The 26,325-nt window shown below is 43.9% G+C and carries 23 protein-coding genes and 1 tRNA gene; 9 read left to right on the top strand and 15 right to left on the bottom strand.

Features of this window, described 5'->3' with window-relative positions:
• Nucleotides 1-4: 4 nt before the first annotated feature.
• The 13 genes from lipA to leuS form a co-directional block, all read right to left on the bottom strand.
• Nucleotides 5-967: a lipoyl synthase gene (gene lipA / locus Q4561_RS13700; RefSeq protein ID WP_057792240.1), complete on the bottom strand. Its 963-nt coding sequence runs from the start codon at nt 965-967 to the stop codon at nt 5-7.
• Nucleotides 960-1,616: a lipoyl(octanoyl) transferase LipB gene (gene lipB, locus Q4561_RS13695; RefSeq protein WP_303461229.1), complete on the bottom strand. Its 657-nt coding sequence runs from the start codon at nt 1,614-1,616 to the stop codon at nt 960-962. Before lipB ends, lipA begins: the two co-directional genes overlap by 8 nt.
• Nucleotides 1,617-1,880 (bottom strand): DUF493 family protein YbeD, encoded by a 264-nt coding sequence (gene ybeD / locus Q4561_RS13690; protein WP_303461227.1) that lies wholly within the window; start codon nt 1,878-1,880, stop codon nt 1,617-1,619.
• A 90-nt stretch (nt 1,881-1,970) separates the two neighbouring features.
• Nucleotides 1,971-3,104 carry a D-alanyl-D-alanine carboxypeptidase family protein gene (locus Q4561_RS13685; protein WP_303461309.1) on the bottom strand — a complete coding sequence of 378 codons (1,134 nt, stop codon included), beginning with the start codon at nt 3,102-3,104 and terminating at the stop codon, nt 1,971-1,973.
• A 314-nt stretch (nt 3,105-3,418) separates the two neighbouring features.
• Complete coding sequence (locus tag Q4561_RS13680) at nt 3,419-4,309, bottom strand: septal ring lytic transglycosylase RlpA family protein (RefSeq protein ID WP_303461226.1); 891 nt, start codon at nt 4,307-4,309, stop codon at nt 3,419-3,421.
• Nucleotide 4,310: 1 nt separating this feature from the next.
• Nucleotides 4,311-5,426, bottom strand: a complete 1,116-nt coding sequence (gene rodA / locus Q4561_RS13675; RefSeq protein ID WP_303461224.1) for a rod shape-determining protein RodA — start codon at nt 5,424-5,426, stop codon at nt 4,311-4,313.
• Nucleotides 5,426-7,315 (bottom strand): penicillin-binding protein 2, encoded by a 1,890-nt coding sequence (mrdA, locus tag Q4561_RS13670; protein ID WP_303461222.1) that lies wholly within the window; start codon nt 7,313-7,315, stop codon nt 5,426-5,428. The genes rodA and mrdA overlap by 1 nt, the downstream gene beginning before the upstream one ends.
• 14 nt (nt 7,316-7,329) lie before the next feature.
• On the bottom strand, nt 7,330-7,800 hold the full coding sequence (gene rlmH, locus Q4561_RS13665; protein WP_303461220.1) for a 23S rRNA (pseudouridine(1915)-N(3))-methyltransferase RlmH: 471 nt from the start codon (nt 7,798-7,800) through the stop codon (nt 7,330-7,332).
• A gap of 78 nt (nt 7,801-7,878) precedes the next feature.
• Nucleotides 7,879-8,196 (bottom strand): ribosome silencing factor, encoded by a 318-nt coding sequence (rsfS, locus tag Q4561_RS13660; protein ID WP_013784368.1) that lies wholly within the window; start codon nt 8,194-8,196, stop codon nt 7,879-7,881.
• A gap of 8 nt (nt 8,197-8,204) precedes the next feature.
• Nucleotides 8,205-8,915, bottom strand: a complete 711-nt coding sequence (gene nadD, locus Q4561_RS13655) for a nicotinate (nicotinamide) nucleotide adenylyltransferase (RefSeq protein WP_303461218.1) — start codon at nt 8,913-8,915, stop codon at nt 8,205-8,207.
• A gap of 4 nt (nt 8,916-8,919) precedes the next feature.
• Complete coding sequence (gene holA, locus Q4561_RS13650) at nt 8,920-9,948, bottom strand: DNA polymerase III subunit delta (protein WP_303461216.1); 1,029 nt, start codon at nt 9,946-9,948, stop codon at nt 8,920-8,922.
• A 94-nt stretch (nt 9,949-10,042) separates the two neighbouring features.
• A complete protein-coding gene (lptE, locus tag Q4561_RS13645; protein WP_303461214.1) occupies nt 10,043-10,555 on the bottom strand; it encodes an LPS assembly lipoprotein LptE in 513 nt (170 codons plus the stop codon).
• A gap of 1 nt (nt 10,556) precedes the next feature.
• On the bottom strand, nt 10,557-13,160 hold the full coding sequence (gene leuS / locus Q4561_RS13640; protein ID WP_303461212.1) for a leucine--tRNA ligase: 2,604 nt from the start codon (nt 13,158-13,160) through the stop codon (nt 10,557-10,559).
• 379 nt (nt 13,161-13,539) lie between these two features.
• Between leuS and Q4561_RS13635 the strand changes: the two genes are divergently transcribed.
• Nucleotides 13,540-15,936 carry a Lon protease family protein gene (locus Q4561_RS13635; RefSeq protein ID WP_303461211.1) on the top strand — a complete coding sequence of 799 codons (2,397 nt, stop codon included), beginning with the start codon at nt 13,540-13,542 and terminating at the stop codon, nt 15,934-15,936.
• A 78-nt stretch (nt 15,937-16,014) separates the two neighbouring features.
• Here the strand turns inward: Q4561_RS13635 and Q4561_RS13630 are convergent, their stop codons facing one another.
• Both Q4561_RS13630 and yhbY read right to left on the bottom strand, forming a co-directional pair.
• A complete protein-coding gene (locus Q4561_RS13630) occupies nt 16,015-16,845 on the bottom strand; it encodes a 3-hydroxyacyl-CoA dehydrogenase (protein WP_303461209.1) in 831 nt (276 codons plus the stop codon).
• Between the two features lie 137 nt (nt 16,846-16,982).
• Nucleotides 16,983-17,276: a ribosome assembly RNA-binding protein YhbY gene (gene yhbY / locus Q4561_RS13625; RefSeq protein ID WP_013784361.1), complete on the bottom strand. Its 294-nt coding sequence runs from the start codon at nt 17,274-17,276 to the stop codon at nt 16,983-16,985.
• 95 nt (nt 17,277-17,371) lie between these two features.
• On the opposite strand from yhbY, the gene rlmE reads away from it, so the two are divergent.
• The 8 genes from rlmE (at nt 17,372) to Q4561_RS13585 (ending at nt 26,225) form a co-directional block, all read left to right on the top strand.
• Nucleotides 17,372-18,001, top strand: a complete 630-nt coding sequence (gene rlmE / locus Q4561_RS13620) for a 23S rRNA (uridine(2552)-2'-O)-methyltransferase RlmE (protein WP_211070783.1) — start codon at nt 17,372-17,374, stop codon at nt 17,999-18,001.
• Between the two features lie 110 nt (nt 18,002-18,111).
• Nucleotides 18,112-20,058, top strand: a complete 1,947-nt coding sequence (gene ftsH / locus Q4561_RS13615; protein ID WP_303461205.1) for an ATP-dependent zinc metalloprotease FtsH — start codon at nt 18,112-18,114, stop codon at nt 20,056-20,058.
• A 117-nt stretch (nt 20,059-20,175) separates the two neighbouring features.
• Nucleotides 20,176-21,000 (top strand): dihydropteroate synthase, encoded by an 825-nt coding sequence (gene folP, locus Q4561_RS13610; RefSeq protein WP_303461204.1) that lies wholly within the window; start codon nt 20,176-20,178, stop codon nt 20,998-21,000.
• A 9-nt stretch (nt 21,001-21,009) separates the two neighbouring features.
• A complete protein-coding gene (gene glmM / locus Q4561_RS13605) occupies nt 21,010-22,353 on the top strand; it encodes a phosphoglucosamine mutase (RefSeq protein ID WP_303461201.1) in 1,344 nt (447 codons plus the stop codon).
• A 95-nt stretch (nt 22,354-22,448) separates the two neighbouring features.
• Nucleotides 22,449-23,195 carry a triose-phosphate isomerase gene (tpiA, locus tag Q4561_RS13600; RefSeq protein WP_303461199.1) on the top strand — a complete coding sequence of 249 codons (747 nt, stop codon included), beginning with the start codon at nt 22,449-22,451 and terminating at the stop codon, nt 23,193-23,195.
• A 10-nt stretch (nt 23,196-23,205) separates the two neighbouring features.
• Entirely contained in the window at nt 23,206-23,664 is a 459-nt protein-coding gene (gene secG / locus Q4561_RS13595; RefSeq protein ID WP_303461198.1) for a preprotein translocase subunit SecG, read from the top strand.
• A gap of 7 nt (nt 23,665-23,671) precedes the next feature.
• Nucleotides 23,672-23,757 (top strand) — tRNA-Leu (locus tag Q4561_RS13590).
• A gap of 173 nt (nt 23,758-23,930) precedes the next feature.
• Nucleotides 23,931-26,225: a bifunctional diguanylate cyclase/phosphodiesterase gene (locus Q4561_RS13585; RefSeq protein WP_303461196.1), complete on the top strand. Its 2,295-nt coding sequence runs from the start codon at nt 23,931-23,933 to the stop codon at nt 26,223-26,225.
• Nucleotides 26,226-26,325: the final 100 nt, after the last annotated feature.

Genomic DNA, 26,325 nt, shown 5'->3' with positions numbered 1-26,325 from the left:
GTATTTATTTTACTTCTTTACCCGCTGCCTGTTGGTCGGCATGGTAACTAGAGCGAACCATAGGGCCACTGGCTGCATGGGTGAAGCCAATGTCTTTGGCATAAGCGCCTAGTGCATCAAATTCATCAGGGTGAACGTAACGTTTAACAGGGAAGTGATGGCGACTTGGCTGCAAATATTGGCCAAGGGTCAACATGTCCACATCGTGAGCACGTAGATCACGAAGTACGCCTTCAATTTCCACGTTTTCTTCGCCCATGCCCATCATCAAGCCTGATTTGGTTTTAATATCAGGATGCTGAGCTTTGAACTTCTTAAGTAAGTCTAGAGACCACTGGTAGTTAGCACCAGGGCGGCACTCGCGGTATAAGCGCGGAATGGTTTCTAAGTTGTGGTTAAACACATCAGGAACACCATTTTTGAAAATTTCTAATGCGCGATCCATACGTCCACGGAAATCCGGCACTAACACTTCAATAGTAGTAGTAGGGCTGTGCTCGCGAATAGCGTTGATACAATCAACGAAATGCTGTGCACCACCATCACGCAGGTCATCACGGTCAACCGAGGTAATAACCACGTAGCGTAAATTCATTTCAGCAATGGTTTTCGCTAGCTTTTCTGGCTCTTCAGCACTTGGCGGTAACGGCTTGCCGTGGGCAACATCACAGAACGGACAACGACGGGTGCATATATCACCCAGAATCATAAAGGTTGCCGTACCGTGGTTGAAACACTCAGCTAAGTTAGGGCAGCTGGCTTCTTCGCACACAGAATGCAGTTTATTTTTTCTTAATGTCTTCTTGATGTGATCAATTTTATCCGTGCTGCGTGGCAGCTTGATTTTGATCCAAGAAGGCTTGCGCAGCATTTCTTCCTTTTCAGTAGGAATAATGGTGACAGGAATGTGTTTTACTTTTTCGTCGTCGCGGAGTTTAACTCCAGCTACAGGTCGTGCGTTACTCATCAAAACCTTCTTTATGTCGTTTTTCCGTAATGGAAAGCGCTTGAAGTAGTAAGTCGGTAAGAACTTCACCGGCAACACTTATCGAATCTGGGCCATTCAGACTGGCGGTATCAATCATTTCCATACCTGCATAACCGCATGGGTTGATGCGCTGAAACGGAGACAAGTCCATATTAACATTTAATGCCAATCCATGAAACGAACAACCGTGACGAATTCTAAGCCCCAGTGAGCAAACTTTTTTCTCGTCTACATAAACCCCAGGTGCATCAGGTTTAGGGTAGGCGGTAACACCATATTTAGCCATCAATCCGACTACAGCGTCTTCCATGGCCGTCACTAAATGACGAACACCAAGCTTACGTCTTCGAATATTAATAAGCAGATAGATAACCTGTTGCCCAGGACCGTGATAGGTTACCTGACCGCCTCTGTCTACTTGTACCACGGGAATATCACCGGGCATTAAGATATGTTCAGCTTTTCCTGCTTGTCCCTGAGTGAATACAGGGTCGTGCTCAACCAGCCAAATTTCATCTTCTGTAGTGTCATCACGTTCATCCGTGAAGTTTTTCATGGCAGTCCATGTAGGCTCATAACTTTGCCTACCAAGTTGCCGAATAATGACCGAGTCGGTTAGTGTACTCACTTATAGTACTACTCTTACTAGTTCTAACTTAGCAAGTTCGGTGTAGATGGTTTCCATATGTTCTTTACTGGTTACCCGAACACTTATCGACACTGAATGGTAATTTCCTTTACTGCTAGGTTTAACAGCCGGTGCATAATCGCCCGGAGCATGTTGCTGCAAGCATTCCACAACGTGGTTAGGTAAATCTTCATGAGCAACGCCCATTACTTTAAATGTTTGATGTGTCGGAAAATCTAGAAGTTCATCGAAACGGGTATCCATGCGATATCCTTTTTATACAGTCATTAAATACAAAAACGGCCCGATTATACCAATCAGGCCGCCCTTGAACTAGTGTAGCGTTGCGTAATGTTACGCTTCGTCGAAACCTAGTTGCAGCATAATGTAGTCTTTGATGCGGTTGTACCAACTGCCTTCTTTCACTTCTTGCAAAGTAACAAGTGGGTAACTAGCTACATCTTCACCTTCTATTTGAAGGAATAAGGTGCCCACAACTTGGCCTTTAGCCAATGGTGCTTCTAGTTTTTTATCTAGTTCAAAATTGGCTTCCAAGTTAGCCGCTTGGCCGCGTGGTATGGTAATGGGGGTAGATTGGTTAATTCCAAGGTCTACGGTTTCTCTATCGCCCATATAAATACGGTGTGCGACAAAACTATCACCCGCTTTGTACGGCGTTAGCGTTTCATAAAAACGGAAGCCATATTTAAGCAGCTTTTTGTTTTCTACTTTACGGGCTCTTTCACTGTCTGTACCCATAACGACAGAGATTAGGCGCATGTCGCCTTGTGAAGCTGAAGTAATAAGGCTGTATCCAGCATCAGACGTATGGCCCGTTTTGATGCCATCAACGTTTAAGCTCTTGTCCCATAAAAGGCTATTACGGTTATATTGCTTAATACCGTTAAAGGTAAATTCTTTTTCGCTGTATATCTTGTACATCTCTGGTGTTTCGGCAATAAGCGCACGAGATACTAACGACATATCGCGAGGTGTTGTGTAATGATCGGGGTCATGTAGACCATGTGCATTTACAAAGTGTGAACCTGTCATGCCTAGTGCTTGCGCATGTGCATTCATCATGCTGGCAAATGCCGCTTGAGAACCCGCTACGTGCTCGGCCATAGCAACACAAGCATCATTACCTGATTGCACTACGATACCGCGTAATAAGTCTCTTACTGATACTTGTGTACCTACTTCGATAAACATCTTCGATGAGTCTGGGAATTTCTTGGCCCATGCATTTTCAGATATAGTCACTTCGTCAGAAAGGCTGATGTTGCCTGCTTGAAGTTCCTTGCCAATAACATAAATCGTCATGATTTTAGTTAAGCTGGCTGGCGCTAATTGCATGTCTGCGTTTTTCGACGCAATAACGTGTCCGGTTTCAAAGTCGGTTAAAAGAAAGCCTTCCGCCGCTACCGATGGAGCTGGTGGAGTAACCACTGCTGCATTCGCTGGCAGTGCTAGTGCACTGAAAAGCATAAAAGCGAAGGAGAGAAAGGACGGTTTAGCGCGTTGAATTATTCTGAGCATGATTTTATTTTCTTTGACCGTTTATTATCCGTTTAAAACTGAACAGCAGGCACGCCACACAGTTAATACTACTATTTGATTTAGAATTCTAACGTAAGGCGGATACTTCGACTAGGGTTAAACTAAAAAGTTTAGCTGTTAATAGCGATTAGACTACGAAACAACAAAAAAGCGCCATAAATGACAGATTTGAAACGTGTTTAGCCACATTGTCGCCATAGTGTTGGCGGTTTTTTGAGCTGACGCTTTTTTTGAATGAGAGACTATAAGGTTTGTTTTACCTTGTACGCTTGCGGGTAGCCATTTTGTTTTAGTTGCTCTAACAATTCATGGGCAACTGCTTCATCTTCAATGGGGCCAAGTTGAAGTTTGTACATATTCCCGACCACTGGCATATGCGTGGGTACCTGATAAAGGGCAGAAAGCACATTAGAAATAGACTCGGCTTTTTCCTGATTCGACAACGCTGCCACCTGAATGAAGTAGCCATCAAGTGTAATGGATGATTGCTTTAAGTTGTCGCTCAGTGGTTCGGAAGTAGCGAGTTCTGACGTGGGTGATGGAAGAGGGGGAATACCGATATATTCATCATAGGTAATAGTTGGGCTAACCCCAACGGTAACGTTGTTGTCTGCGTCAAAATGAATAACTTCTATTTTTACCTTGGCGGTGCCTTTATTATGATAATCAAGTTTTACCGCAGCGGCATACGATAAATCAATGATGCGGTTATCGTGAAAAGGGCCACGGTCATTTACTCGCACAATCGCTTGCTTGTTGTTATCTAAATTAGTGACTCGCACATAGGAGGGTAGCGGTAAGGTTTTGTGTGCTGCCGACATGGCAAACATATTGTAAGTTTCACCGTTAGAGGTTAAGTGGCCATGAAATTTTTGACCGTACCAACTGGCGTAACCGACTTCTTCAAACCCTTTGCCTGATGTTAGCGGCGTATAGTGTTTGCCAAGTACCTTATAAGGGCGACTGTTAAACATACGGTAGGCTTCATAGCGTGGCACGGCATCTAACGTTTCGGGCACTTTTGCCACATGATTTGGGGCCGTGTCTTGATGCTGAGTGTAGCGACCGCTAGGGGCAGACTGACAAGCAGCAAGAATAAATGAAGCAATCAATATCAGCAGTAGTGTGCGCATGTTATCGAGACATAAATCGTTTTTGAGTGGCAATAGACATTAGCATGCCAAACCCTGCCATCAATGTCACCATAGAAGTGCCGCCATAACTCACTAAAGGTAGTGGTACGCCTACAACAGGAAGCAATCCAGATACCATTCCCATGTTTACGAACACATAAACAAAGAAGGTTAAGGTGATACTACCTGCTAATAGCTTGGAGTATGCGTCTTGTGCACGACTGGCAATAATCAGCCCTCGTAAAATAACGCAAAGGTAAATTATCAGAAGTACAATAACTCCAGTTAAGCCGAATTCTTCACTGAAAACCGAGAAGATAAAGTCGGTATGACGCTCGGGTAGAAATTCTAGTTGTGATTGTGTGCCTTGCAACCAACCTTTTCCGTCTACGCCACCTGAGCCGATAGCAATTTTCGACTGAATAATATGGTAGCCCGAGCCGAGAGGATCGCTCTCGGGGTTTAAAAAGGTTAACACCCGTTGTTTTTGGTATTCCGCCATTAAGAAAAACCACATGATAGGCGCAAATCCGCCTAGTAACATGGCGACAAAACCGATAAGACGCCAACTCATTCCTGCAAGAAAAATAGCAAAAATACCTGAACTGGCAATAAGCAGTGAGGTACCTAAATCGGGTTGTTTGGCAATAAGCACCGTAGGTATAGCCACCATTAAAAAGCCGACCACAATATTGATGGTGCGAGGCGGTAGCGTAAACTTGCTAATATACCAAGCCACCATCATAGGCACAGCCAGCTTCATTAACTCAGAAGGTTGAAAGCGGATGACTTTTAAGTCGAGCCAACGCTGCGCCCCTTTACCCATATCACCAAATAACAATACGGCGATAAGCATCAATAGACCGGCAATGTATGCATAGGTCGACAAGCGCCGAAATGCACCCGGTGGAATCTGTGCAATACCAAACATAACAGCCACACTTAGCGCTAATCGGGTAACTTGACGTTCTACTTGCCCAGTGTCTTGCCCAGAAGCGGAATAAAGCGTAACTAGCCCTACAGACATCAGCACTAAAAGGCTTAAAAACAGCCAGCCATCAATATGGATACGCTGTAAGAAACTGGTTTTATTTGGGTTGAGCGTGTTTTTTTTCATTATTCGTCAACCTTGCTAATTTCGGTGTCGAAAACCCGGTCACGAAAATAGAAATCCATGACTTTTTTGGCAACAGGTGCAGCATTTTTACTACCACCGCCGGCGTTTTCAAGTACGACGGTAACTGAAATTTCTGGGTTTTCGAACGGAGCAAAGCCTACATACATAGCATTGTCGCGTAAACGCTCATCTATTTTTTCAGCATCGTATTTTTCATCTTGGCCTACAGAGAATAACTGTGCGGTACCGGTTTTACCTGCAGATTGATAAGGTGCATCGGCAAAGGTATGGCGTGCGCCGCCCTCTTTACCGTGCACTACATCGTGCATCGCGTTAAGTACCACATCAACGTTATGCTGATTATTAATTTCAATAGGCCGTAGCGTTTTTAGCGGAATAACTTCTACCGTGCTATCGGCATGCATATACCCGCGAATAATTTGCGGAATAATACGTTCGCCCCGATTAACTAACGTGGTCACTGAATGCGATAGTTGAATAGGGGTGGTAGACCAAAAACCCTGGCCAATACCTACAGGAATGGTGTCGCCAATATACCAAGGCTGATTGAATCGCGCGCGCTTCCAGCCTCTGCTAGGCATATTTGCGTCTGATTCTTCATATAAATCTATGCCAGTAAAATCACCAAAACCAAATTCGTACATGGCTTCACTGATTTTATCGATGCCCAACTTGTAAGCTAAATCGTAATAATAGATATCACAAGATACTTCAATTGCTTTAGCAATATCGACTTTCCCATGCCCCCATTTGCGCCAATCTCGCCACGTGTGAGATACATTCGGTAATTGATAACGACCATTGTCTTGAATAGTATAGTCTTCAGTAATTACCCCTTCTTCGAGCCCTACAAGACCAAGAAGCGGTTTAATGGTTGAAGCGGGCGGATACTGACCTTGAGTAGCGCGGTTAATTAGTGGTCGGTCGGGCGAATTCAACAAGGCTGAATAGTTCTTTCTGCTGATACCGTGCACAAACAGGTTAGGGTCGTAACTGGGGTTTGAGAATAACGCCAATACACCGCCGGTTTTTACGTCACTGACAATAACCGCTCCGCGCTGACCTTCCAACGCTTGCTGTGTAGCAATTTGTAGCGAAAGGTCGATGTTTAGAACAATGTCTTTACCAGGCACAGGTGGGTCGACGTTTAACACGCGAATTATCCGGCCTTGGTTATTCACTTCAACCTGCTGATAGCCTACAGTGCCGTGCAACAATTCTTCGTGGTATTTTTCTACGCCCAACTTACCGATATCGTGGGTGGCGGCATAGTTATCTTCTTGCCCCGCTTCAACCAGCTTTTGAAGGTCTTTCTTGTTGATGCGTGCCACATAACCTAATACATGAGTAAGCGCATCTTTGTACGGATAATGCCGAGCCAATCGAGCTTCAATTTGAACCCCAGGATATAAGTGCTTACTGGCAGAAAATAGTGCCACATCTTCTTCGGATAATTTGGTACGAAGTGCAATAGGCTTAAAACGCCGCTGACCTTTTAAACTGCTGTTAAAACTTTCACGTTCTTCAGGGGTGATGCCCATTAATTGGGTTAAACCGTCTAAAGTGGCGTCTATATCATCGGTTTGCTCTGGCGTGATTTCTAAACTGAATACGGGGCGGTTTTCGGCCAATAGTATACCGTTTCTGTCGTAGATTAACCCACGGTTAGGGGCTACAGGTAACACCTTAATACGATTGCCGTTTGAACGGGTTTGATAAACTTCGTGCTGTTTAACTTGCAAGGAATACAAATTGTTGAGCACCACACCTAGCATCATCACTACAATGATAAAGGCGATAGACGCTCGTCTGGCAAACAAGTTTGCTTCAGCCGAGTGATCTCTAATTGCTTGGCGTTTGCGATGCATATTGGGCTAGTCTCTCACTCGCGATGATACGGGTGGTTCTGAGTAACAGACCAAGCGCGGTATAAACTTTCAGAAAGTATAATTCTTACGAGTGGGTGAGGAAGGGTAAGCGCAGATAGTGACCATTTTTGTTCAGACACCGCAATGCAATCAGGGGCTAACCCTTCAGGGCCGCCAATAAGAAGACTGACATCACGGCCGTCCATTTTCCAGCTGTCTAATTGCTTGGCTAATGTAGGTGTATCCCACGGTTTACCAGTGACTTCGAGTGTAACTATGCGGTTGCCTTTAGGAATAGCAGCCAGCATTTGTTCGCCTTCTTTTTCCAAAATGCGTTTAATATCGGCATTTTTACCCCGTTTTCCCGCGGGAATTTCGGTGAAACTTACCGGCAAATCGGCGGGAAAACGGCGAAGGAATTCATCTACCCCAGTGGTGACCCAGGCGGGCATCTTTGTACCTACGGCGACAATTTGTATACGCACAGTGGGTAAATCCTTTAGAACTTCAAACTACCAACAAAGTTGACCGCAGTCTTTATAATAAGTCTGCGGTTGGCTTTGTTATGACCACAGCTTCTCTAACTGATAGAAATCGCGGGTTTCATCTTGCATCACGTGCAAAATAACGTCGCCAAAATCTACTAATACCCATTCGCCAGTTTCTTTGCCTTCAACGCTTGTTGGTGCTTCGTCTGCGCTTTTAGCTTCTACTATTACATTTTCAGCAATAGCAACAACATGGCGCTTTGAGTTACCAGAGCAAATAATCATGGTGTCAGTAATGGTTGATTTGCCACGAACATCCAGTTCTATAATATCGCGGCCTTTCATGTCGTCTACTTTATCTTTTACGAACTGCTTGAGTTGTTGACTCTCCAAGTGTTTCCTCACTTATTTGATAATTCTTGGTATAACCGATGTGTATGAATATAGTCTGCGACTGCCGTGGGCAGCCACTTTGCTATTAATTTCGTGGCTTGAAACTTTGCGTCATGCAATGCTGTTTCGTTCAAATGTGTTTCTTGCAATGTCGATGATGCGTTCGTTTGAACGGCGCTGCGCAATTGCGTTGATGAAACAGGGTGTAATGGGGTATCTGCAAGAAATACTAAGCCATTAGGCTGAGCATGTAGTTGCAGAACGTCCTCTGTTTTGTTGGCTTTTAACCACTCAACTAAGTCATCGGGTGGTGTAAAAGTATCGCTGTCGCGACGCATTACCACTAGGTGACAGAAATCAAGCAAACGCTCCCACTCAAACCAAGACTTAAGATTATACAGGGAATCGGCGCCAATGAAAAAACAGATTGTCTTATTGTCTCTTTCTTTTAATGCTCTAAGGGTTTTTACTGTGTACGAAGGCGAAGGAAGTGAGAGCTCAATAAGCTCTGGATACAAGCGATTGTCTAACTCACAACAAAGCTTAACCATGTTTACGCGATGCTGTTCACTAACGGCCACTGCTTTATGCGGCGCAAGCTTACAAGGCATTAAACCTAAGGCATCGATATTTAATTTAGGCAATAAATGAAGCGCAGGATTAACATGGCCTAAATGGGGCGGGTTAAAGGTGCCCCCTAAAATAGCGCAAATAGCCAAGAACTTAAGCTTCCATCAAAGGAAGGTGAAAAATACCCATTGCCATAAACATCATGCATAAATGGCAAAGCTTTACGAAGGGCCGTGAAATAACGTTTTGTTTAAAGGCTAAATCGGCTTGGGTTAGCGCGTCTTGAATTTGGAGTAACTGTTCTAGAGTTAAGCGGTTTAAAGCGGTTTGATAAAACCCCTGTCTATTACGCCAAATACCGAACTTTTGCCATTGAATTGCTTCACCATTAGCGGCAGCACTTTTCAATTTCCATAATACATCCCACTCGCGAATGAGCGCCCAAATAATAATATTTGGCTCTAAACCTTCACTTTCTAGGCGGTAAAGCATTTTCACGCAGCGATTGGCGTCGCCGCTTAGCATCACGTCCACTAACTGAAAAACGTTGTAGCGAGATTGATCGACCATCGCCCGCTCAATTTGCGCTTCAGACACAGTCTGCTGTGGGTAAAGTAGGGCAAGCTTATCAATTTCTTGTTTTGCTGCCAGTAGATTACCTTCGCAAAAATCGGCAATCATTTTCATACCAGCTGCGTTAATAGTTAACTGATGTTGCTTAATCTGATTGCTGATCCACGCACTAAGCTGTCTGCCTTCTAAGGGATAGCACAGAACAGAAACGCCCATTTCATCGAGTACTTTAAACCACTTGCCACGCTGAACGTCTTTGCCAATTTTAGGACCATGCACTAGAAGGAGAGTATCTTGGGTTAACCCTTTAGCGACTTCTTGCAGCATTTTGCTACCTTCGGTGCCGGGTTTACCTGTGGGAAGTTCTAATTCAATAAATTGCTGGTTTGAAAACAACGACATACTTTGTGTTGCTTCAAGTAACTGGCTCCATGAAAAGCCGGTGTCGGCCACAAGCACGGTGCGTTCATCAAAACCATTGGCTTTCGCAGTAGTGCGTATTTGCTCTATCACCTCGAATTTTTGCTGAGGCTCATCACCAAATACCAAGTAACAGGATGTTAAGCCTTTACTTATTTCACTGGAAAATTGGTTTGGATAAAGTTGCATGCTTTATGTATTGGCCTGTTTGTTGGTTTTAGCGTTTTTTTGCCGGTTTTTATGCTGAGCTCAGATTAGCGTTGCTTATTTAACGTTAACTGACTTATTGAACCGCGGCGGCTTGGCTCGAAAGCCTACGAATAACCATATCCGCAGCCTCAGCACGCATTTCATCTAGCACTAATTCTAGCTCTCTCGATTTCGCCAATACTTGATCGGGGTCATCTTGATAATCACGCATTACATCAAAGGTAGCCATAATGGCCTCCTCGTCAGGGAATTGAACTCGATAACGTACGGTATAAATTAATTCGTATTCTGCAACCTGCCCAGAGGCATAAACTGAAAGCAATCTACGCTCTAACTTTTCAGGCAGAAGGTAAAGCGATACGCCGTCAGTCGACGACGTATTATCTTGCAGGTAAACGCCATTTAATCCGTACACAGTAAGACGGCTATGAAGTGCTCTAGCAAGGGGAGCGTGAGCTCGCGCACTGCTAATAAGCACAGTATTCACATTTTCAGGAAGGCTAGGGGCACTTCTTAAATGAAATCCACAACCGCTGATTGCAACAAGGGCACTCAAGACCACAGTGTAACGAAGTAAACGGCGCATATTAGTTAGCCACTATGTTGACAAGTTTTCCTGGTACTACAATCACTTTACGTATTGTCTTACCTTCAATGAACGGCTGCACGTTATCTTGTGCTTTGGCCGCTTCTTCAATGGCGTCTTTGCTGGCATCAGCAGCCACGGTCATTTTAGCGCGAACCTTACCGTTAACTTGCACGATGATAAGCTTTTCGTCTTCAACCAAGGCCGCTTTGTCGGCTTCAGGCCAAGGGGCATGGTCGATATCGCTTGTCTGACCCAATACTTTCCACAATTCATGAGAAATGTGCGGGGTAATAGGGTTAAGTAGCAGCACTAATGACTCTGCGGCTTCGCGCATAATGGCAATATCTTGGGCATCTTCTTGTGGCGCTTTTTGAAGATGGTTCAATAATTCCATGATGGCAGCGATAGCGGTATTGAACGTTTGACGACGACCTAAATCATCAGACACTTTTTCAATAGTCTTGTGCACTTCACGACGTAACGCCTGCTGATTTTTATTTAGCGCTTTTGCGTCAAGGGCAACGGGTACGCCTTTTTCAACGTGCTCGGTCACTAACTTCCAAATACGACGCAAGAAGCGATTAGCACCTTCTACACCGGAATCCACCCACTCTAACGTTTGCTCAGGAGGCGCAGCGAACATAGTAAACAGACGCACGGTATCTGCACCGTATAGGTCGATAACTTCTTGTGGGTCTATACCGTTGTTCTTCGACTTCGACATTTTAGTCATGCCGCCATGAATAACGGCTTCACCATCGGCGGTTAGCCATGCTTTTACAATACGGCCTTTTTCGTCTTTCTCGGTAGACACTTCAGTAGGTGAGTACCAAGTCTTTTTGCCCGCACTGTCTTCACGGTAGTAAGAATCTGCTAGTACCATGCCTTGGCATAACAAACGCTTAAACGGCTCATCAGAATTTACTAAGCCTTCATCACGCAATAGTTTGTGGAAGAAGCGAGAGTACAATAAATGCAAGATGGCATGCTCAATACCACCGATATACTGATCAACAGGTAGCCAGTAGTTTGATGAAGTTGGATCTAGCATGGCATCGTGATTTGTGGCGCTTGCATAGCGAGCGTAGTACCACGACGATTCCATAAAGGTATCGAAGGTATCAGTTTCACGAAGGGCTGGTTCACCGTTGTAAGTGGTTTTTGCCCACTCAGGATCTGCTTTAATCGGCGACGTAACACCGTTCATTTCTACATCTTCAGGAAGTACAACGGGCAATTCGCTTTCTGGTACAGGAACCGATTCGCCATTTTCCAAATTAAGCATTGGAATAGGAGAACCCCAGTAACGCTGACGGCTTACACCCCAATCGCGCAAACGGTAGTTTACTTTGCGCTTACCAAAGCCTTTTTCTTCAAGTGCGGTGGCGATGTCATTAAACGCATCGTCAAACGCTAGACCATCGAATTTTTCAGAATTGATTAACGTGCCTTTTTCGGTATATGCAGAGGCTGTTAAATCACATTCTTCTTTTGCATCTGCATTAGGCGCGATAACTTGCTTAATAGTTAAGCCATATTTAGTCGCAAATTCCCAATCGCGCTGATCGTGACCAGGTACTGCCATTACTGCGCCTGAACCGTAATCCATCAATACGAAGTTAGCCACCCAAACAGGAAGTAATTCACCCGTTAAAGGATGTACTGCTTGAATGCCCGTATCGCAGCCTTTTTTCTCCATAGTCGCCAATTCTGCTTCGGCTACTTTGGTGTTTTTGCACTCGTCAATAAAGGTAGCAAGTTCAGCGTTTGTCTTCGCTGCAAATTCAGCTAATGGGTGCTGTGCAGCTACTGCCACATAAGTAACACCATAGAATGTATCTGGACGCGTGGTATAAACGGTCAATTCGTTTATATCGCTACCGTTTTTACCTAAGTTAAAGGTAATGTCTACCCCTTCAGAGCGACCAATCCAGTTTGCCTGCATGGCACGTACTTGATCAGGCCATTCTTCAAGCTGTTCTAAGTCGGTTAATAACTCTTCGGCATAGTCGGTAATTTTGATGAACCACTGTGGAATTTCTTTTTGTTCCACTAATGCACCTGAGCGCCAACCGCGACCATCAATAACTTGTTCGTTAGCCAATACGGTTTGGTCTACCGGATCCCAGTTCACTGTTGAGTTCTTCTTATAAACCAAGCCTTTTTCATAAAGACGAGTGAAGAACCATTGTTCCCAGCGATAGTAATCTGGCTTGCAGGTTGTTACTTCGCGATCCCAGTCGTAACCGAAACCCAAAGAGCGAAGCTGTGTTTTCATGTAATCAATATTGGAGTAGGTCCAATTCGCAGGCGCAGTATTATTATTAATCGCGGCGTTTTCTGCTGGAAGACCGAAAGCATCCCAACCCATAGGTTGGAGAACGTTTTTACCCTGCATGCGCTGATAACGGCTAATAACATCACCAATGGTGTAGTTACGCACGTGACCCATATGCAAGCGACCACTTGGGTAAGGGAACATAGAGAGACAGTAGAACTTTTCTTTTTCTACATCTTCATTTGCTTGAAATGAATTATTTTCTTCCCAGTATTGCTGAACACGTTGTTCTATATCTTTCGGGTTGTACTGATTTTCGGCCATGAAACTTAGGCTTCCGCATTATTAAAGTTAAAACGTTCATGAAACCTGCTACCTAGAAAAATCGTAGGGTGTGTCGCCGTTAGACTGAATCACAATATTACAGGTTTAACTTGCATGTAGCCGCATAGAATAACCCAGCGCTACACTTAGCCTCAATAGCTAGTGCTAGGTTAGCACGACTTTTTTACCACTACTTGTTGAAAAAGTGTTCGTATTGGCAAAGGTTTCGCTCTACTGATGCCTTATTTCAACAATAGTTATCTGCAGTTGTTCGTTAATTCACCGGTTGGCAGCTCGATTCAGTGCTTTACAGCATAAGGGTTTGACACGCTACTTAAATAGAGTTTCACTTACCCTAAAGCACAATAAATAGAACACTATGCCAAGCGAAAGCACCAATATGGCCCTAAATCCAGTAGATTTAACCCCAACCATCAATCGAAAAGCGGTGAACGCTGCTTTAAAAGATGATGAAGCATTACATGCCACCTTCATAGGGCAGGAGCGTGCACGTGAGGCGCTAACCTTCGGTCTTGGTATTAATGCAAAAGGTTACAACCTGTATGTGATGGGTGAACCCGCAACAGGGCGCTTTACGCTGGTAAAGGATTACATTGAACGACAAGTGGCTGTGCTGCCCGCGCCCGATGATTGGTGTTATATCAATAATTTTGATGAAGAGCGTGAGCCAGTAGCACTTCGTTTTCCGCCAGGCGGCGGCAAAGCGTTTCAAAAAGATATTACAAGCCTAATTGACGATGTGCTAGATACCTTTCCGGTAGCCTTTGATAACCCAGGTTACCAGCGCCGCAGAACCAGTATTTCCCGCGAATTCGACCAAAAATACGATAGCGCCATTGATGCGGTAGAACGCTTCGCAAAAGCCAATGAAGTGGCAATGAGCGAAGATGGCGGCACCATTACGTTTTCACCTATTGTTGATGGTAAACCTATTAGCGACGCTGAATTTGCTACCGCTAGCGATGAAAAGCGCCAATTCTTTTATAACTTAATAGACGAGCTAGAAAATAGGCTAAGCGAAAGTTTATTGAGTTTGCCTTCGTGGAAGCGTGAAAATTCAGAACGCTTGCGTGAGCTAGATAAGCAAACTGCCGAGCAGGGCATTAAGCCGCTATTAAAAGTGCTAGAGCACAAATACGCTTCAGATTTAGGCATTTTAAAATACTTAAAGCAGCTAAAAACGGCGTTAGTGAATGCTATTTTGCTTATTTTGGCGGAAGAGCAAAAAGACGATAAAAGTGATGAGTTTGATAAACGCTTGTTCTTAGAAGAGCAATTTTTGCCGAATGTGCTGGTCGCGAATCGTCTAGATGACTCGGCGCCTGTTATCTATGAGCCAAATCCAACTTATCAAAACCTGTTCGGAAAAATTGAATACACCAATATTCATGGCAGTGTTTATACCAATTACAGAATGATTCGCCCCGGTGCATTGCATCGTGCCAATGGCGGTTATTTGTTGCTAGATGTAGATCAGTTAATAGAACAACCCTATGTATGGGATACCCTAAAGCTGGCGGCCAAATCAGGTCGCTTGAAAATGGATTTACCCCAGCAAGACGTAGGCATGGTGAACGCCATTACATTAAACCCACAACCTATCGATTTGAACGTGAAGATAGTGCTTCTGGGTTCGCGAGACTTGTATTACACCTTGCAAGATTACGATGATGAATTCGATGAGCTATTTCGTGTACTGGTCGATTTTGATTTAGAAATTCAGGTAACCCGACAAGCTTTGTTCGATTTTGTGGGCAAGGTGCGAAAACACATACTGGCGCTTAATTTAACCGGTATTACCGCTAATGCCATGTGCCGGTTAGTAGAATATTCATTGCGCATGGCTGAACACCAAGAAAAGCTCTCGGCACATTTTGCTGAAGTGATTGAGTTGGTGAACGAAGCCCATTATTTTTGCGTAAAGTCAGGCGATGAAACCTTAGAGCTTGATCATTTACGTACCGCGCTTAGTGCCAAAAAACGCAGGACAGGGCGAGTAAGCCAAACCTTACTTAATGATATCAAAGAAGGGCATGTGCTTATTGCTACCGACGGCAAAGCCATTGGTAAAGTGAACGGGCTTACCGTACTTGATATTGGCGATACCGCCTTTGGTACACCCGCGCGCATTACCTCTACGGTATTTGCTGGCGCTAGCGGCGTAGTTGATATTGAACGTGAAGTAGAGCTAGGGCAACCCATTCACTCCAAAGGCGTGATGCTGTTAACAGGGTATTTGGGTTATAAATACGCACAACATTTCCCGCTAACTTTATCGGCCAATATTGCCTTGGAGCAATCCTACGGGCACATCGATGGTGACAGTGCGTCATTAGGCGAATTAGTGGCGTTAATCTCTGCGTTAACCGAAATACCATGTGTACAAACCCTCGCCATTACTGGGTCTATAAACCAATACGGTGAAGTGCAAGCAGTGGGTGGCGTAAATGAAAAAATTGAAGGCTTCTTCGATTTATGTCAGCACCGCGGTCTAACCGGAACCCAAGGTGTGGTTATTCCTAAATCGAATGCGATTAACTTAGTATTAGATGCTACGGTCATTGATGCGGTGAAGAAAGGTTTGTTCCACATTCATACGGTAGAAACCGTCGATGATGCATTAGCCATATTAATGGGGCAAGACGCCGGTACATTAAGTAGCAGAGGTCGTTACCCCAAAAACACCATTAACTATCATGCAGTGAATCGTTTATACAACATTGCACTTATGGTTAACGGTGGCGACGGCGAATAAGAGCTATTCGTAAAAAGGGCTTTTCGTAAGAGAGAGCATCATTGTGATGCTCTCTTTTGTTGCAGCCAATATAGCCAATTATTTTGGCGGCATTCTCAAACCGCCATCTAAACGAATGGTCTCGCCATTTAAATAATTATTTTCGGCAATATGCAGCACCAATTTACCGAACTCTTCCGGTAAGCCTAAGCGTTTTGGAAACTGAACGTTAGCAGAAAGGGCGTCTTGTACTTTTTCTGGCATGGAAAGCAGCATGGGAGTTCCCATCACCCCAGGGGCGATTGTGTTTACCCGAATGCCTAGCGGAGCAAGGTCTCTTGCCATAGGCAGCGTAAGCGCAATAATGCCACCTTTACTGGCTGCATAAGCGGTTTGTCCTATTTGCCCTTCATAGCCAGCCACAGAGGCGGTATTAATAATAACGCCACGCTCGCCTTCCTCATTCAATGGGGCTTGTTTCGCCATGGCTGCTGCCACAAGGCGCGCCACATTAAAACTTCCCACTAAATTAATATCGATAGTATTTTGAAAGTCACCTAAGGGGGCTGGGTTGCCGTCGCGGTCCAGCAAACGCTTAGCAGGTGCAATGCCAGCGCAGTTAACGCAGATATCAATAGCAGAAAAGCGAGTAACACAGGTATTAATAGCATTGTTGATATCGTCTTCACTTCTTACATCGACTTTTACAAAAAGTGTATGTTCTGCACCGAGTTCTTCAACACGTTGTTTACCCATTGCTTCATTAAGATCGAGTAAACATACATTGGCACCAGCTGCACGAAGCGCAATGGCAGTAGCATGACCAAGACCAGAGCATCCACCCGTGACTAAGGCGGTGCGGTTTTCAAGAGGCTTTTGTTGTAAATAGGGAGTATGAAGCGAGTCGGGGATAGGCTTTGTTTCTGTCATAGGGTTTCCGCGTAGGTTCCGTATTATCTTTTGTTAATTTATGTCCACAACGACATTATCATGTCTATTAACATAATATTAACGGTAATGCGGTACGAAAACTATGGTGCCGGCAAACACCGGCGCCACGGTATGACTTATTTTGGCAACTGAATTTTACGCTCTTCACTTGGACGGTAAAGAATTAGCGTATGTCCAATTACTTGTAGCTTTTCTGATTTAGTTTCGCGAACAATCGCATCCATGATGAGTGATTTTTCTTCACGATCATCAGTTGGAACTTTAACTTTAATCAGTTCATGGAAATTTAATGCGTTGTCGATTTCCGCAACAACACCTTCAGTAAGGCCGTTTGAACCTAGCTGTACGATAGGCTTTAGCGGGTGCGCTAGGCCTTTTAAAAATTGTTTCTGTTTATTTGAAAGTTTCATGTAGTCAATTTTCTTACAATTAATCTATAAATTTAAGCTTGAATTAACGTATTCTAACGCCATCTTCTCTACAATCCTAATGACAATGTATTGGAATGACAAAAAAGAAGCACTCTGCCAGCAGTAAACGCTGGTTAACAGAACATTTTAACGACCATTATGTGCAAAAAGCGCAGAAGCAGGGTAAGCGATCGCGCGCCTTCTTCAAATTGGAAGAAATTCAGCAAAAAGACAAACTTATCAGTCCGGGTAACACGGTAGTGGACCTTGGGGCTGCGCCAGGAGGCTGGTCACAACTCGCTTCTGAACTGGTAGGAGACAACGGGCAGGTTATCGCATGCGATATTTTACCGATGGATTCTATCGTTGGCGTTGATTTTTTGCAGGGTGACTTCAGAGATGAAGCTGTTTTAAATGCGTTATTGAACAGAATTGGCGGGAACACCGTAGATATAGTGTTGTCTGATATGGCACCGAACCTGTCTGGAAATGCAGCAGTAGATCAAGCCGGGTCGATGTACTTGTGTGAATTGGCACTGGATATGTGTCATCAAGTATTGAAACCAGGTGGAGGTTTTATGATTAAGGTTTTCCAAGGGGAAGGCTTTGATACCTTTCTACGCGCATTACGTGACTCGTTCACAACCATAAAAACACGTAAGCCCGATTCATCACGATCACGGTCTCGTGAGGTGTATTTGGTGGCTCTTGGGTATAAAGTGTAGTACGCTTTGAGTAAGCGATTTTCGTTGCGAAAGTTTATGTGTGTAAGTGAAGCTCTCGTGGTTTTATCTTTCACAAGTATATTCTTTCGGATTTTTAGAGGTTAGTAGCATTGAGCGATATGGCAAAAAATTTAATCTTATGGTTGGTTATCGCCGTTGTGTTGATGTCTGTTTTTCAGAGCTTTTCACCTGGTGAATCGTCAAAAACACAGACCGATTACACAACTTTTTTAAGAGAAGCTGAGCAGGGTAACATCCGTGAAGTTCGCATTAATAATAGCGGCGAAATTCGTGGTACCCGACGTTCAGGCGAAACATTCCAAACGTACGTACCGTATTTTGACGACAAGTTAGTTTCTGACTTAGTTAAAAACGATGTGCGCGTTTACGGTGAGCCGCCAGAAGAACAATCATTTCTCACATCTATTTTCATTTCTTGGTTCCCAATGCTTCTGCTTATTGGTGTATGGATATTCTTCATGCGTCAAATGCAAGGTGGCGGTGGTCGCGGCGCAATGTCTTTCGGCAAAAGCAAAGCTCGCCTATTAGGTGAAGACCAGATTAAAACCACATTTGCTGATGTTGCAGGTTGTGACGAAGCAAAAGAAGATGTGTCTGAATTGGTAGACTTCTTACGAGACCCATCTAAGTTCCAAAAATTAGGCGGTAAAATTCCTAAAGGCGTACTGATGGTAGGTCCTCCTGGAACGGGTAAAACGTTGCTTGCTAAAGCCATTGCTGGTGAAGCAAAAGTACCTTTCTTTACCATTTCAGGTTCAGATTTCGTAGAAATGTTTGTGGGTGTTGGTGCATCGCGTGTTCGTGACATGTTTGAACAAGCGAAAAAAGCAGCGCCTTGTATCATTTTCATTGATGAAATTGATGCGGTAGGTCGCCAACGTGGCGCAGGGTTAGGTGGTGGTCATGATGAACGTGAACAAACACTTAACCAGATGCTCGTTGAAATGGATGGGTTTGAAGGTCACGAAGGCATTATTGTTATTGCCGCGACTAACCGTCCAGACGTATTAGACCCTGCATTGTTACGCCCAGGTCGTTTTGACCGTCAAGTGGTTGTTGGTTTACCTGACATCCGTGGTCGTGAACAGATTCTTAAAGTGCATATGCGCAAAGTGCCTGTGGCCGATAACGTTGAAGCAAGTGTTATTGCCCGTGGTACACCAGGTTTCTCCGGTGCCGACTTAGCTAACTTAGTTAACGAAGCTGCTTTATTCGCTGCACGTGGTAATAAACGTCTAGTAGCGATGGAAGAGTTCGAGAAAGCGAAAGATAAAATCATGATGGGCTCTGAGCGTAAGTCTATGGTGATGACTGAGGAAGAAAAGACCAACACGGCTTACCATGAAGCAGGGCATGCAATTGTTGGTCGCTTGGTTCCTGAACACGATCCTGTTTACAAGGTTTCTATTATTCCTCGTGGCCGTGCGCTTGGTGTAACTATGTATCTTCCAGAACAAGATAAGTACAGCCACAGTAAACAGCATTTAGAAAGTATGATTTCTAGTTTGTATGGTGGTCGTATTGCTGAAGAGATGACCCTTGGCGAAGCAGGCGTAACTACGGGCGCTTCAAACGATATTGAGCGCGCATCTGATATTGCCAGAAAAATGGTGACGCAATGGGGCTTGTCGAGCAAGATGGGACCATTGCTATACGCAGAAGAAGAAGGCGAGGTGTTCTTAGGTCGTTCTTCATCTGGTTCAATCAGAATGTCAAACCAAACTGCTTTAGCAATTGATGAAGAAGTTAAAGACATCATCAATCGCAACTACGCACGAGCTGAAAAGATCCTAAAAGATAACGCGGATATTCTGGAAGCCATGAAAGATGCGTTAATGAAGTACGAGACTATCGACGCGAAGCAAGTTGATGATTTGATGGAACGTCGCGACGTTCGTCCTCCTTCAGATTGGGATGATCGTCGTCCTTCTGATGGTGACAAGCCTAGTGGCGGTAAGCCTACTCGCGAAGGCGAAATTACTAACGATGGTGTTGATAAGCCGTCTGTTGGTAAACCAGGTGACTTACCAAGCTAAACGTTGCTCAAAAAGTTTATAAAACGCCAGTATTTCTGGCGTTTTTTATTTGTGCAGTAATAATTTCAAATGACCGATACCAGGCCGTGCTGGCTGATTGATTTTAAGAGTAAGTAAATGCAGTTCTCCTCCCATAAATTAGACTTATCCCGCCCCCAGGTTATGGGCATCTTAAATGTCACCCCCGACTCTTTTTCTGACGGCGGTAAACATGCGCTTCTCGAGAACGCGGTAAAACATGCTGAAATGATGCTATCTCAAGGTGCCACGTTAATTGATGTGGGCGGTGAGTCGACTCGACCAGGCGCAGCAACAGTTTCCCTTGATGAAGAGCTAGACCGTGTTATTCCGGTAATTGAAGCATTGCGTGCTAATACCGATTGCATTATTTCAGTAGATACCAGTAAAGCTGAAGTAATGACGCAAGCAGTTAACGCTGGGGCAGGGCTAATTAATGATGTAAGAGCCTTGCAAGAACCCGGTGCGCTAATGGCAGCGGCTAATGCGAATGTGCCTGTGTGTTTAATGCACATGCAAGGGCAGCCTAAAGATATGCAACAACAGCCCCATTACAAAGATGTTGTGGCTGACGTTAAACAGTTTTTATTGGCAAGGGCATCTCAGTGTATTGAGGCTGGCATTAAAAAAGAGCGAATTTTGTTCGATCCCGGTTACGGTTTTGGCAAAACCCTAGAACATAACTATGCACTGGTTAAACACCTCCCAAGCATAATGGCGCTGGGCTATCCGGTGCTAGTGGGTATGTCTCGTAAATCAATGATTGGTAATTTGTTAAATAGAAATGTGGATGAACGCTTGGCGGGAAGTATTACCCTCGCTACAATTGCAGCACAGCAAGGTGCGCATATCATCCGCGTTCACGATGTACAGGAAACGGCGGACGCAGTTAACATTGTTAATATGCTAACAACAATAGAATAAGGAACCTTCATGGGGCAGCGTAAATATTTCGGCACTGATGGCATACGCGGTAAAGTGGGCGAAAGTAATATTAATCCCGAATTTGTCATTAAGCTTGGTTGGGCAGCAGGGAAAGTGCTTGCCGGACACGGCACGAATAAAGTGCTTATTGGCAAAGACACCCGTATATCTGGCTACATGCTAGAGTCTTCTTTAGAAGCAGGCTTATCGGCTGCAGGTATTGATAGTGGCTTGCTTGGTCCTATGCCTACACCTGCTATTGCTTACCTAACGAAAACATTTCGTTCAGAAGCCGGTATTGTCATTAGTGCTTCTCATAATCCTTATTACGACAATGGGATTAAATTTTTCTCAGCAGACGGTTATAAGTTAGACGATGATATTGAACTGGCTATAGAAGACATGCTTGATAAGCCAATGACGTGTGTTGCTTCTGACAAGCTAGGAAAAGCAACCAGAATCAACGATGCTGCTGGCCGCTATATTGAATTTTGTAAAGGTAGCTTCCCTTCTGATTTATCTCTTACCGGTTTAAAGATAGTAGTAGATTGTGCACACGGTGCTACTTACCATATTGCGCCGAATGTATTGCGTGAGCTTGGTGCTACGGTAGTTGAAATTGGTACCGCGCCAAATGGTTTAAATATCAATGAAGGCGTTGGTGCTACATCGATGGACGCCATCGTTGAGAAAGTAAAAGAAACGAACGCGCACCTTGGCTTTGCCTTAGATGGTGACGGCGACCGTATCATGATGGTTGATCATTTAGGTAACGTAATAGATGGCGACCAAATCGTGTATATGATTGCCCGCGATGCACTTAAAAATGGCCGTATGCAGGGCGGTGTAGTTGGCACATTGATGAGTAACCTTGGTTTAGAAATTGCCTTTAGTAAGCTTGGTGTTCCTTTTGCTAGAAGCAAAGTAGGGGATCGCTATGTAATGGAAATGCTTCAGCAAAAAGGCTGGGCGATTGGCGGTGAAAACTCTGGGCATATTCTGAATTTAGCTACGTCTTCAACGGGTGATGGTATTATTGCTGGCTTGCAAGTTATTGCTGCTATGTTACGGTCAGATTTAGATTTACACGACTTGAGCAATGGCTTTGATATGTACCCACAATGCCTTGTAAATGTACGTTATCAAGATGCTAGTCAAGATTATCTGGCTCATGCTGATGTGCAGAATGCTAAACAAGAAGCGGAAGCCGCATTGGGCAAGAAAGGCCGTGTTTTACTACGTAAAAGCGGCACAGAGCCCCTTATTCGGGTTATGGTAGAGTCTGATAATGAAGGGCATTCTTCCAAGTGGGCAGAGCATATTGCTGAAACTGTTCGTAAAGTCGCCAATTAGTTGGTAGAACTGCTAATTTTGCGTTTTATACTTGTATATTTTTACTGAAATCGTTAATATCACGCCCGCTTTAAGACAGGGCTAAGGTCTGCATTGTGAATAACAATAAAAGAAAGCCGCTGGTAGCGGGCAATTGGAAAATGAACGGTAATCGTTCTCTGGTCACTACGTTCAACGATGCATTAACTATTGATGTCATCGGGAATGTTGATGTTGTTATTTGTCCGCCTGCTTTATATCTTTCAGCATTTTGTGCTGAAGCTTTCGCACTAGGCGGTCAAGATGTTAGTCATCTTGATAATGGCGCTCACACCGGTGATTTATCTGCTGACATGCTTGCTGAACTTGGTTGTAAATACGCCATAGTAGGGCATTCAGAAAGAAGAGATGATCACGGTGAAAGCAATAGCGTAGTGGCACAAAAAGCGAAAAAATCAATCGCTAGTGGTTTAACGCCAATTATTTGTGTAGGTGAGTCGCTAGATATTAGAGAAAGTGGTCAAGTTGAGTCTTTCATTGGTGAGCAACTTGATGCATTAGTAGACGGCCTAACCGTTGAAGAGCTTTCTAAATCAGTTGTTGCTTATGAGCCTGTATGGGCTATAGGAACTGGTAAGACAGCTTCACCTGAACAAGCGCAAGATGTACATGAATTCATTCGTGGTTACTTCGCAAATATAGATGCAACGCTTGCACAGGGTTTACGAATTTTATATGGCGGCAGTGTTAAGGCAGATAATGCTAAAACATTGTTTGCGCAACAAGACGTAGATGGTGGCCTAATTGGTGGTGCCAGCTTAAAAACAGAAGATTTTATTTCAATTTGCCAAGCGGCAAACTGACGAGGTAATTATGGTTTATCAAGTGCTACTAGTAGCATATTTAATTGTTGCATTGATGTTGATTGGTTTTGTTCTTATTCAACAGGGTAAAGGTGCGGATATGGGCGCATCTTTTGGTAGCGGCGGCTCAAACACCGTTTTCGGTTCAGGTGGTTCTGGTAACTTCATGACTAGAACTACTGCTATCCTTGCAGGTTTGTTCTTTTTTATCAGCCTTACATTAGGTGCGATGACAGCAAACCGCGAAAGTGCTGATGACGAGTGGGATAACCTTGAAGTTCCTGCTGCGGTTGAAACACCAGTTCAAGCGCCTGCTGATATGGACGTTCCTGTAATGGATACGCCTGCAGAAGACGCAGCAACCACGAATGATATTCCAATGGGTGATGCTTCTAACGCTGAGGCTCCTCAAGCTGAAGCTTCTGAAGATGATGTGCCTAAGGCTGACGATTCAGACGTACCTAACTAAGATTTTTGCGGAAGTGGTGGAATTGGTAGACACGCCATCTTGAGGGGGTGGTGAGCATAGCTCGTGCGGGTTCAAGTCCCGCTTTCCGCACCAATTATTAAAACCGGCTTATAGCCGGTTTTTTTATGTTTGTAATATTTCGTAAAATTAAATTGTTACGACAGGTGAACAACTATTAGTATTCCCATAATTGGGCTATGCTAATATTTCATTATTAAAGGTACATGTAGATACTATGCATAAAACGGTACGCTGGGAGCGGTAGGTTGCAAATATCACTCCGACAAAGTCTTTTTAGAACGCTTCTTGGCGGCATATTCATCGCTTCACTTCTCATCGTTGCAGGGGTGTGGAAGTCGGCTAATAACCTAGTAAAACAAAACATTAGCCAAGATATAGCTGTAACTGAAAAAGTATTGCATAGGCTGATTGAAGATCGCCAAGCCATTATCAAAAGTGTATCAAATGTACTGTTACGCTCTTACGATTTTCGTCAAGCGGTAGGTACCTCCGACTTACCTTCTATTCAAACCGCATTAGACAGCTACGCTTCGCGTATCAATTCTGATGTTATTGCACTAGTGAACTTAGACCACACTATTGTGGCGTCTCACAGCCCCTTGTTTGAACCTGGTGACACTTTAGATGCAAGCACTGCACTAGTGGCAAGAGGTTTTGAAAGTGGCTTTTTTCTTATCGATGACGCATTAATACAACTTAACCTCTATAAAGTAGAAATTCCTACCTTACGTTACTACATGGTAATTGGGGTTGAGTTTGATGAGGCGCTACTGCAAGAACTCAAAAACTTAGTTGATGCAGAAATCATTATTACCAAATTAACGGATAATAGCCTTTTAACGTCAACGCTTTCGAATGAGCAAGTTGCATCGGTATTATCAAGCGACCCTACGCCATCTTGGGTGGATGTTACTTTTAAACAAACCGATACTTATATTAGCCGCGAAGTTAGCCTGGCATCTATGTCAGAACTTCCCGTTCGTATTACCATTGCGGTAGATGTATCAGATGCCTTTAATGCCTTTACTGATATTCAATTAAGTATTCTAGTACTAACCGTTTTTGCAGTACTAATCGCCTTAGGGTTTTCAATGCTGTTAGCGCGAAACGTAAGCCAATCTGTTTCCAACTTGGTAAAGGCGGTTAATCGTGTTGCTGGGGGACAATATGGTGCTACGTTGAATCAACCTTCCCGGTTGCGTGAAATTAGCGAATTAGCAACAGCTGTTGATAGCATGCAGGAAAGTATTCAGCATCGCGAAAAGCATATTCGCTATCAAGCTCAGCATGACGTACTTACGGGGTTGTTTAACCGCAATTATGTTGAAGGCTTCTTTTCTGAAAAGATGTCTGGCAACGTCAATTTACAAGTGGTTGCTATTACCATTATTGGTTTTAGAACCACGAACGATCTTTATGGCTATTCTAATGGTGACAATACCCTAAAGGCACTTGCTACGCGCTTATTGCGCTGGCCGGGAACATCAGCGCGTTTAGCTGGCGGCGAAATTCTCTACATTACTGATACGCCTTTAGACGATGATCAGATAGAAACTCTTAAATTTATATTAGAGCAGCCCGTTGAGAGCAACCTCATTTCAATTCCGGTGAAAGTGGCACTGGCAGTGATTTCTTGCCCGCAAGACGCCACCAACTCTGAAGAACTGTTTCGTAAAGTGAATATCGTTACCGACGAAGCTATTCATTCAAATACTTGGTGCGTGCATTACCGCCCTGAGTTAGAAGCTAAGTACGTTAGGCGTTTAACCATTACTACAGAGCTTAAACGTGCGTTAGTAAGCAATCAAAGCGAGCTTTCTATGGTGTATCAACCAAAAATTGATCTTACCACGATGAAAGTGTGCAGTATGGAAGCCTTGATACGATGGAACAATGAGAAGCTTGGCTTTGTACCACCTGATGAATTTATTACCATTGCTGAGCAAGCGGCATTAATCGAACAGGTGACGACTTGGGTAATGCAGCAAACCATTTCTGATTTGTCCTATTTTAGGCAGAAAGGATATAGCTTCACTGTAGCGATGAATTTATCGACCCAAGATATTCAAAATAAGCCATTGCTCGATAAGTTAGTTTCTATGCTAACTAACGCGGCGTTGTCACCAAGTGCACTGGAGTTAGAAATAACGGAAAGTGATTTAGTTGCCGATGCCACCCTTGCCATTGAAAACTTAAATTCATTGACGAGTAGGGGATTTCACTTTGCTATAGATGATTTTGGTACGGGTTACTCATCATTAGCGTATTTGAAGAACCTACCAGTAGACACTATTAAAATTGATAAAAGCTTCATTTTGTCGTTAGCGACTGACGAAAACGACAAGCAGATTGTGCATACCGTATTAGGGTTAGCCACAGCGTTTGATCTTAAAGTGGTTGCTGAAGGGGTAGAAGATGAGATGTCGCTTAATATTTTAAAAGAATGGGGCTGCGATATTGCTCAAGGCTATTTTATTAGCAGACCGTTAGCAAAAGATGCATTAGAAGAGTGGTTAGAAAATTCGCCTTTAGGCGAATAGACGTGAAAGCATAATTTCCTTATTGTTGGCAGTAAATATGCATTATATAAACAAAGCTCGCTCGAAAGCATAAGATATTGCAGTGAGAGTGGGTAAACTG

The sequence above is a fragment of the Alteromonas sp. 1_MG-2023 genome (assembly GCF_030547075.1).
In the GTDB taxonomy this organism is placed as follows: domain Bacteria; phylum Pseudomonadota; class Gammaproteobacteria; order Enterobacterales; family Alteromonadaceae; genus Alteromonas.
The sequence above is the reverse complement of the archived record's forward strand: the minus strand, read 5'-3'. Positions and strand labels throughout refer to the sequence as shown.

Bases quoted from the DNA above. Each gene is read 5' to 3' on its own strand.
- lipA (WP_057792240.1), bottom strand. From the start codon at position 967: ATGAGTAACGCACGACCTGTAGCTGGAGTTAAACTCCGCGACGACGAA.
- ybeD (WP_303461227.1), bottom strand. From the start codon at position 1,880: ATGGATACCCGTTTCGATGAACTTCTAGATTTTCCGACACATCAAACA.
- Q4561_RS13685 (WP_303461309.1), bottom strand. From the start codon at position 3,104: ATGCTTTTCAGTGCACTAGCACTGCCAGCGAATGCAGCAGTGGTTACT.
- Q4561_RS13680 (WP_303461226.1), bottom strand. From the start codon at position 4,309: ATGCGCACACTACTGCTGATATTGATTGCTTCATTTATTCTTGCTGCT.
- rodA (WP_303461224.1), bottom strand. From the start codon at position 5,426: ATGAAAAAAAACACGCTCAACCCAAATAAAACCAGTTTCTTACAGCGT.
- mrdA (WP_303461222.1), bottom strand. From the start codon at position 7,315: ATGCATCGCAAACGCCAAGCAATTAGAGATCACTCGGCTGAAGCAAAC.
- holA (WP_303461216.1), bottom strand. From the start codon at position 9,948: ATGCAACTTTATCCAAACCAATTTTCCAGTGAAATAAGTAAAGGCTTA.
- lptE (WP_303461214.1), bottom strand. From the start codon at position 10,555: ATGCGCCGTTTACTTCGTTACACTGTGGTCTTGAGTGCCCTTGTTGCA.
- leuS (WP_303461212.1), bottom strand. From the start codon at position 13,160: ATGGCCGAAAATCAGTACAACCCGAAAGATATAGAACAACGTGTTCAG.
- Q4561_RS13635 (WP_303461211.1), top strand. From the start codon at position 13,540: ATGCCAAGCGAAAGCACCAATATGGCCCTAAATCCAGTAGATTTAACC.
- Q4561_RS13630 (WP_303461209.1), bottom strand. From the start codon at position 16,845: ATGACAGAAACAAAGCCTATCCCCGACTCGCTTCATACTCCCTATTTA.
- yhbY (WP_013784361.1), bottom strand. From the start codon at position 17,276: ATGAAACTTTCAAATAAACAGAAACAATTTTTAAAAGGCCTAGCGCAC.
- rlmE (WP_211070783.1), top strand. From the start codon at position 17,372: ATGACAAAAAAGAAGCACTCTGCCAGCAGTAAACGCTGGTTAACAGAA.
- folP (WP_303461204.1), top strand. From the start codon at position 20,176: ATGCAGTTCTCCTCCCATAAATTAGACTTATCCCGCCCCCAGGTTATG.
- glmM (WP_303461201.1), top strand. From the start codon at position 21,010: ATGGGGCAGCGTAAATATTTCGGCACTGATGGCATACGCGGTAAAGTG.
- secG (WP_303461198.1), top strand. From the start codon at position 23,206: ATGGTTTATCAAGTGCTACTAGTAGCATATTTAATTGTTGCATTGATG.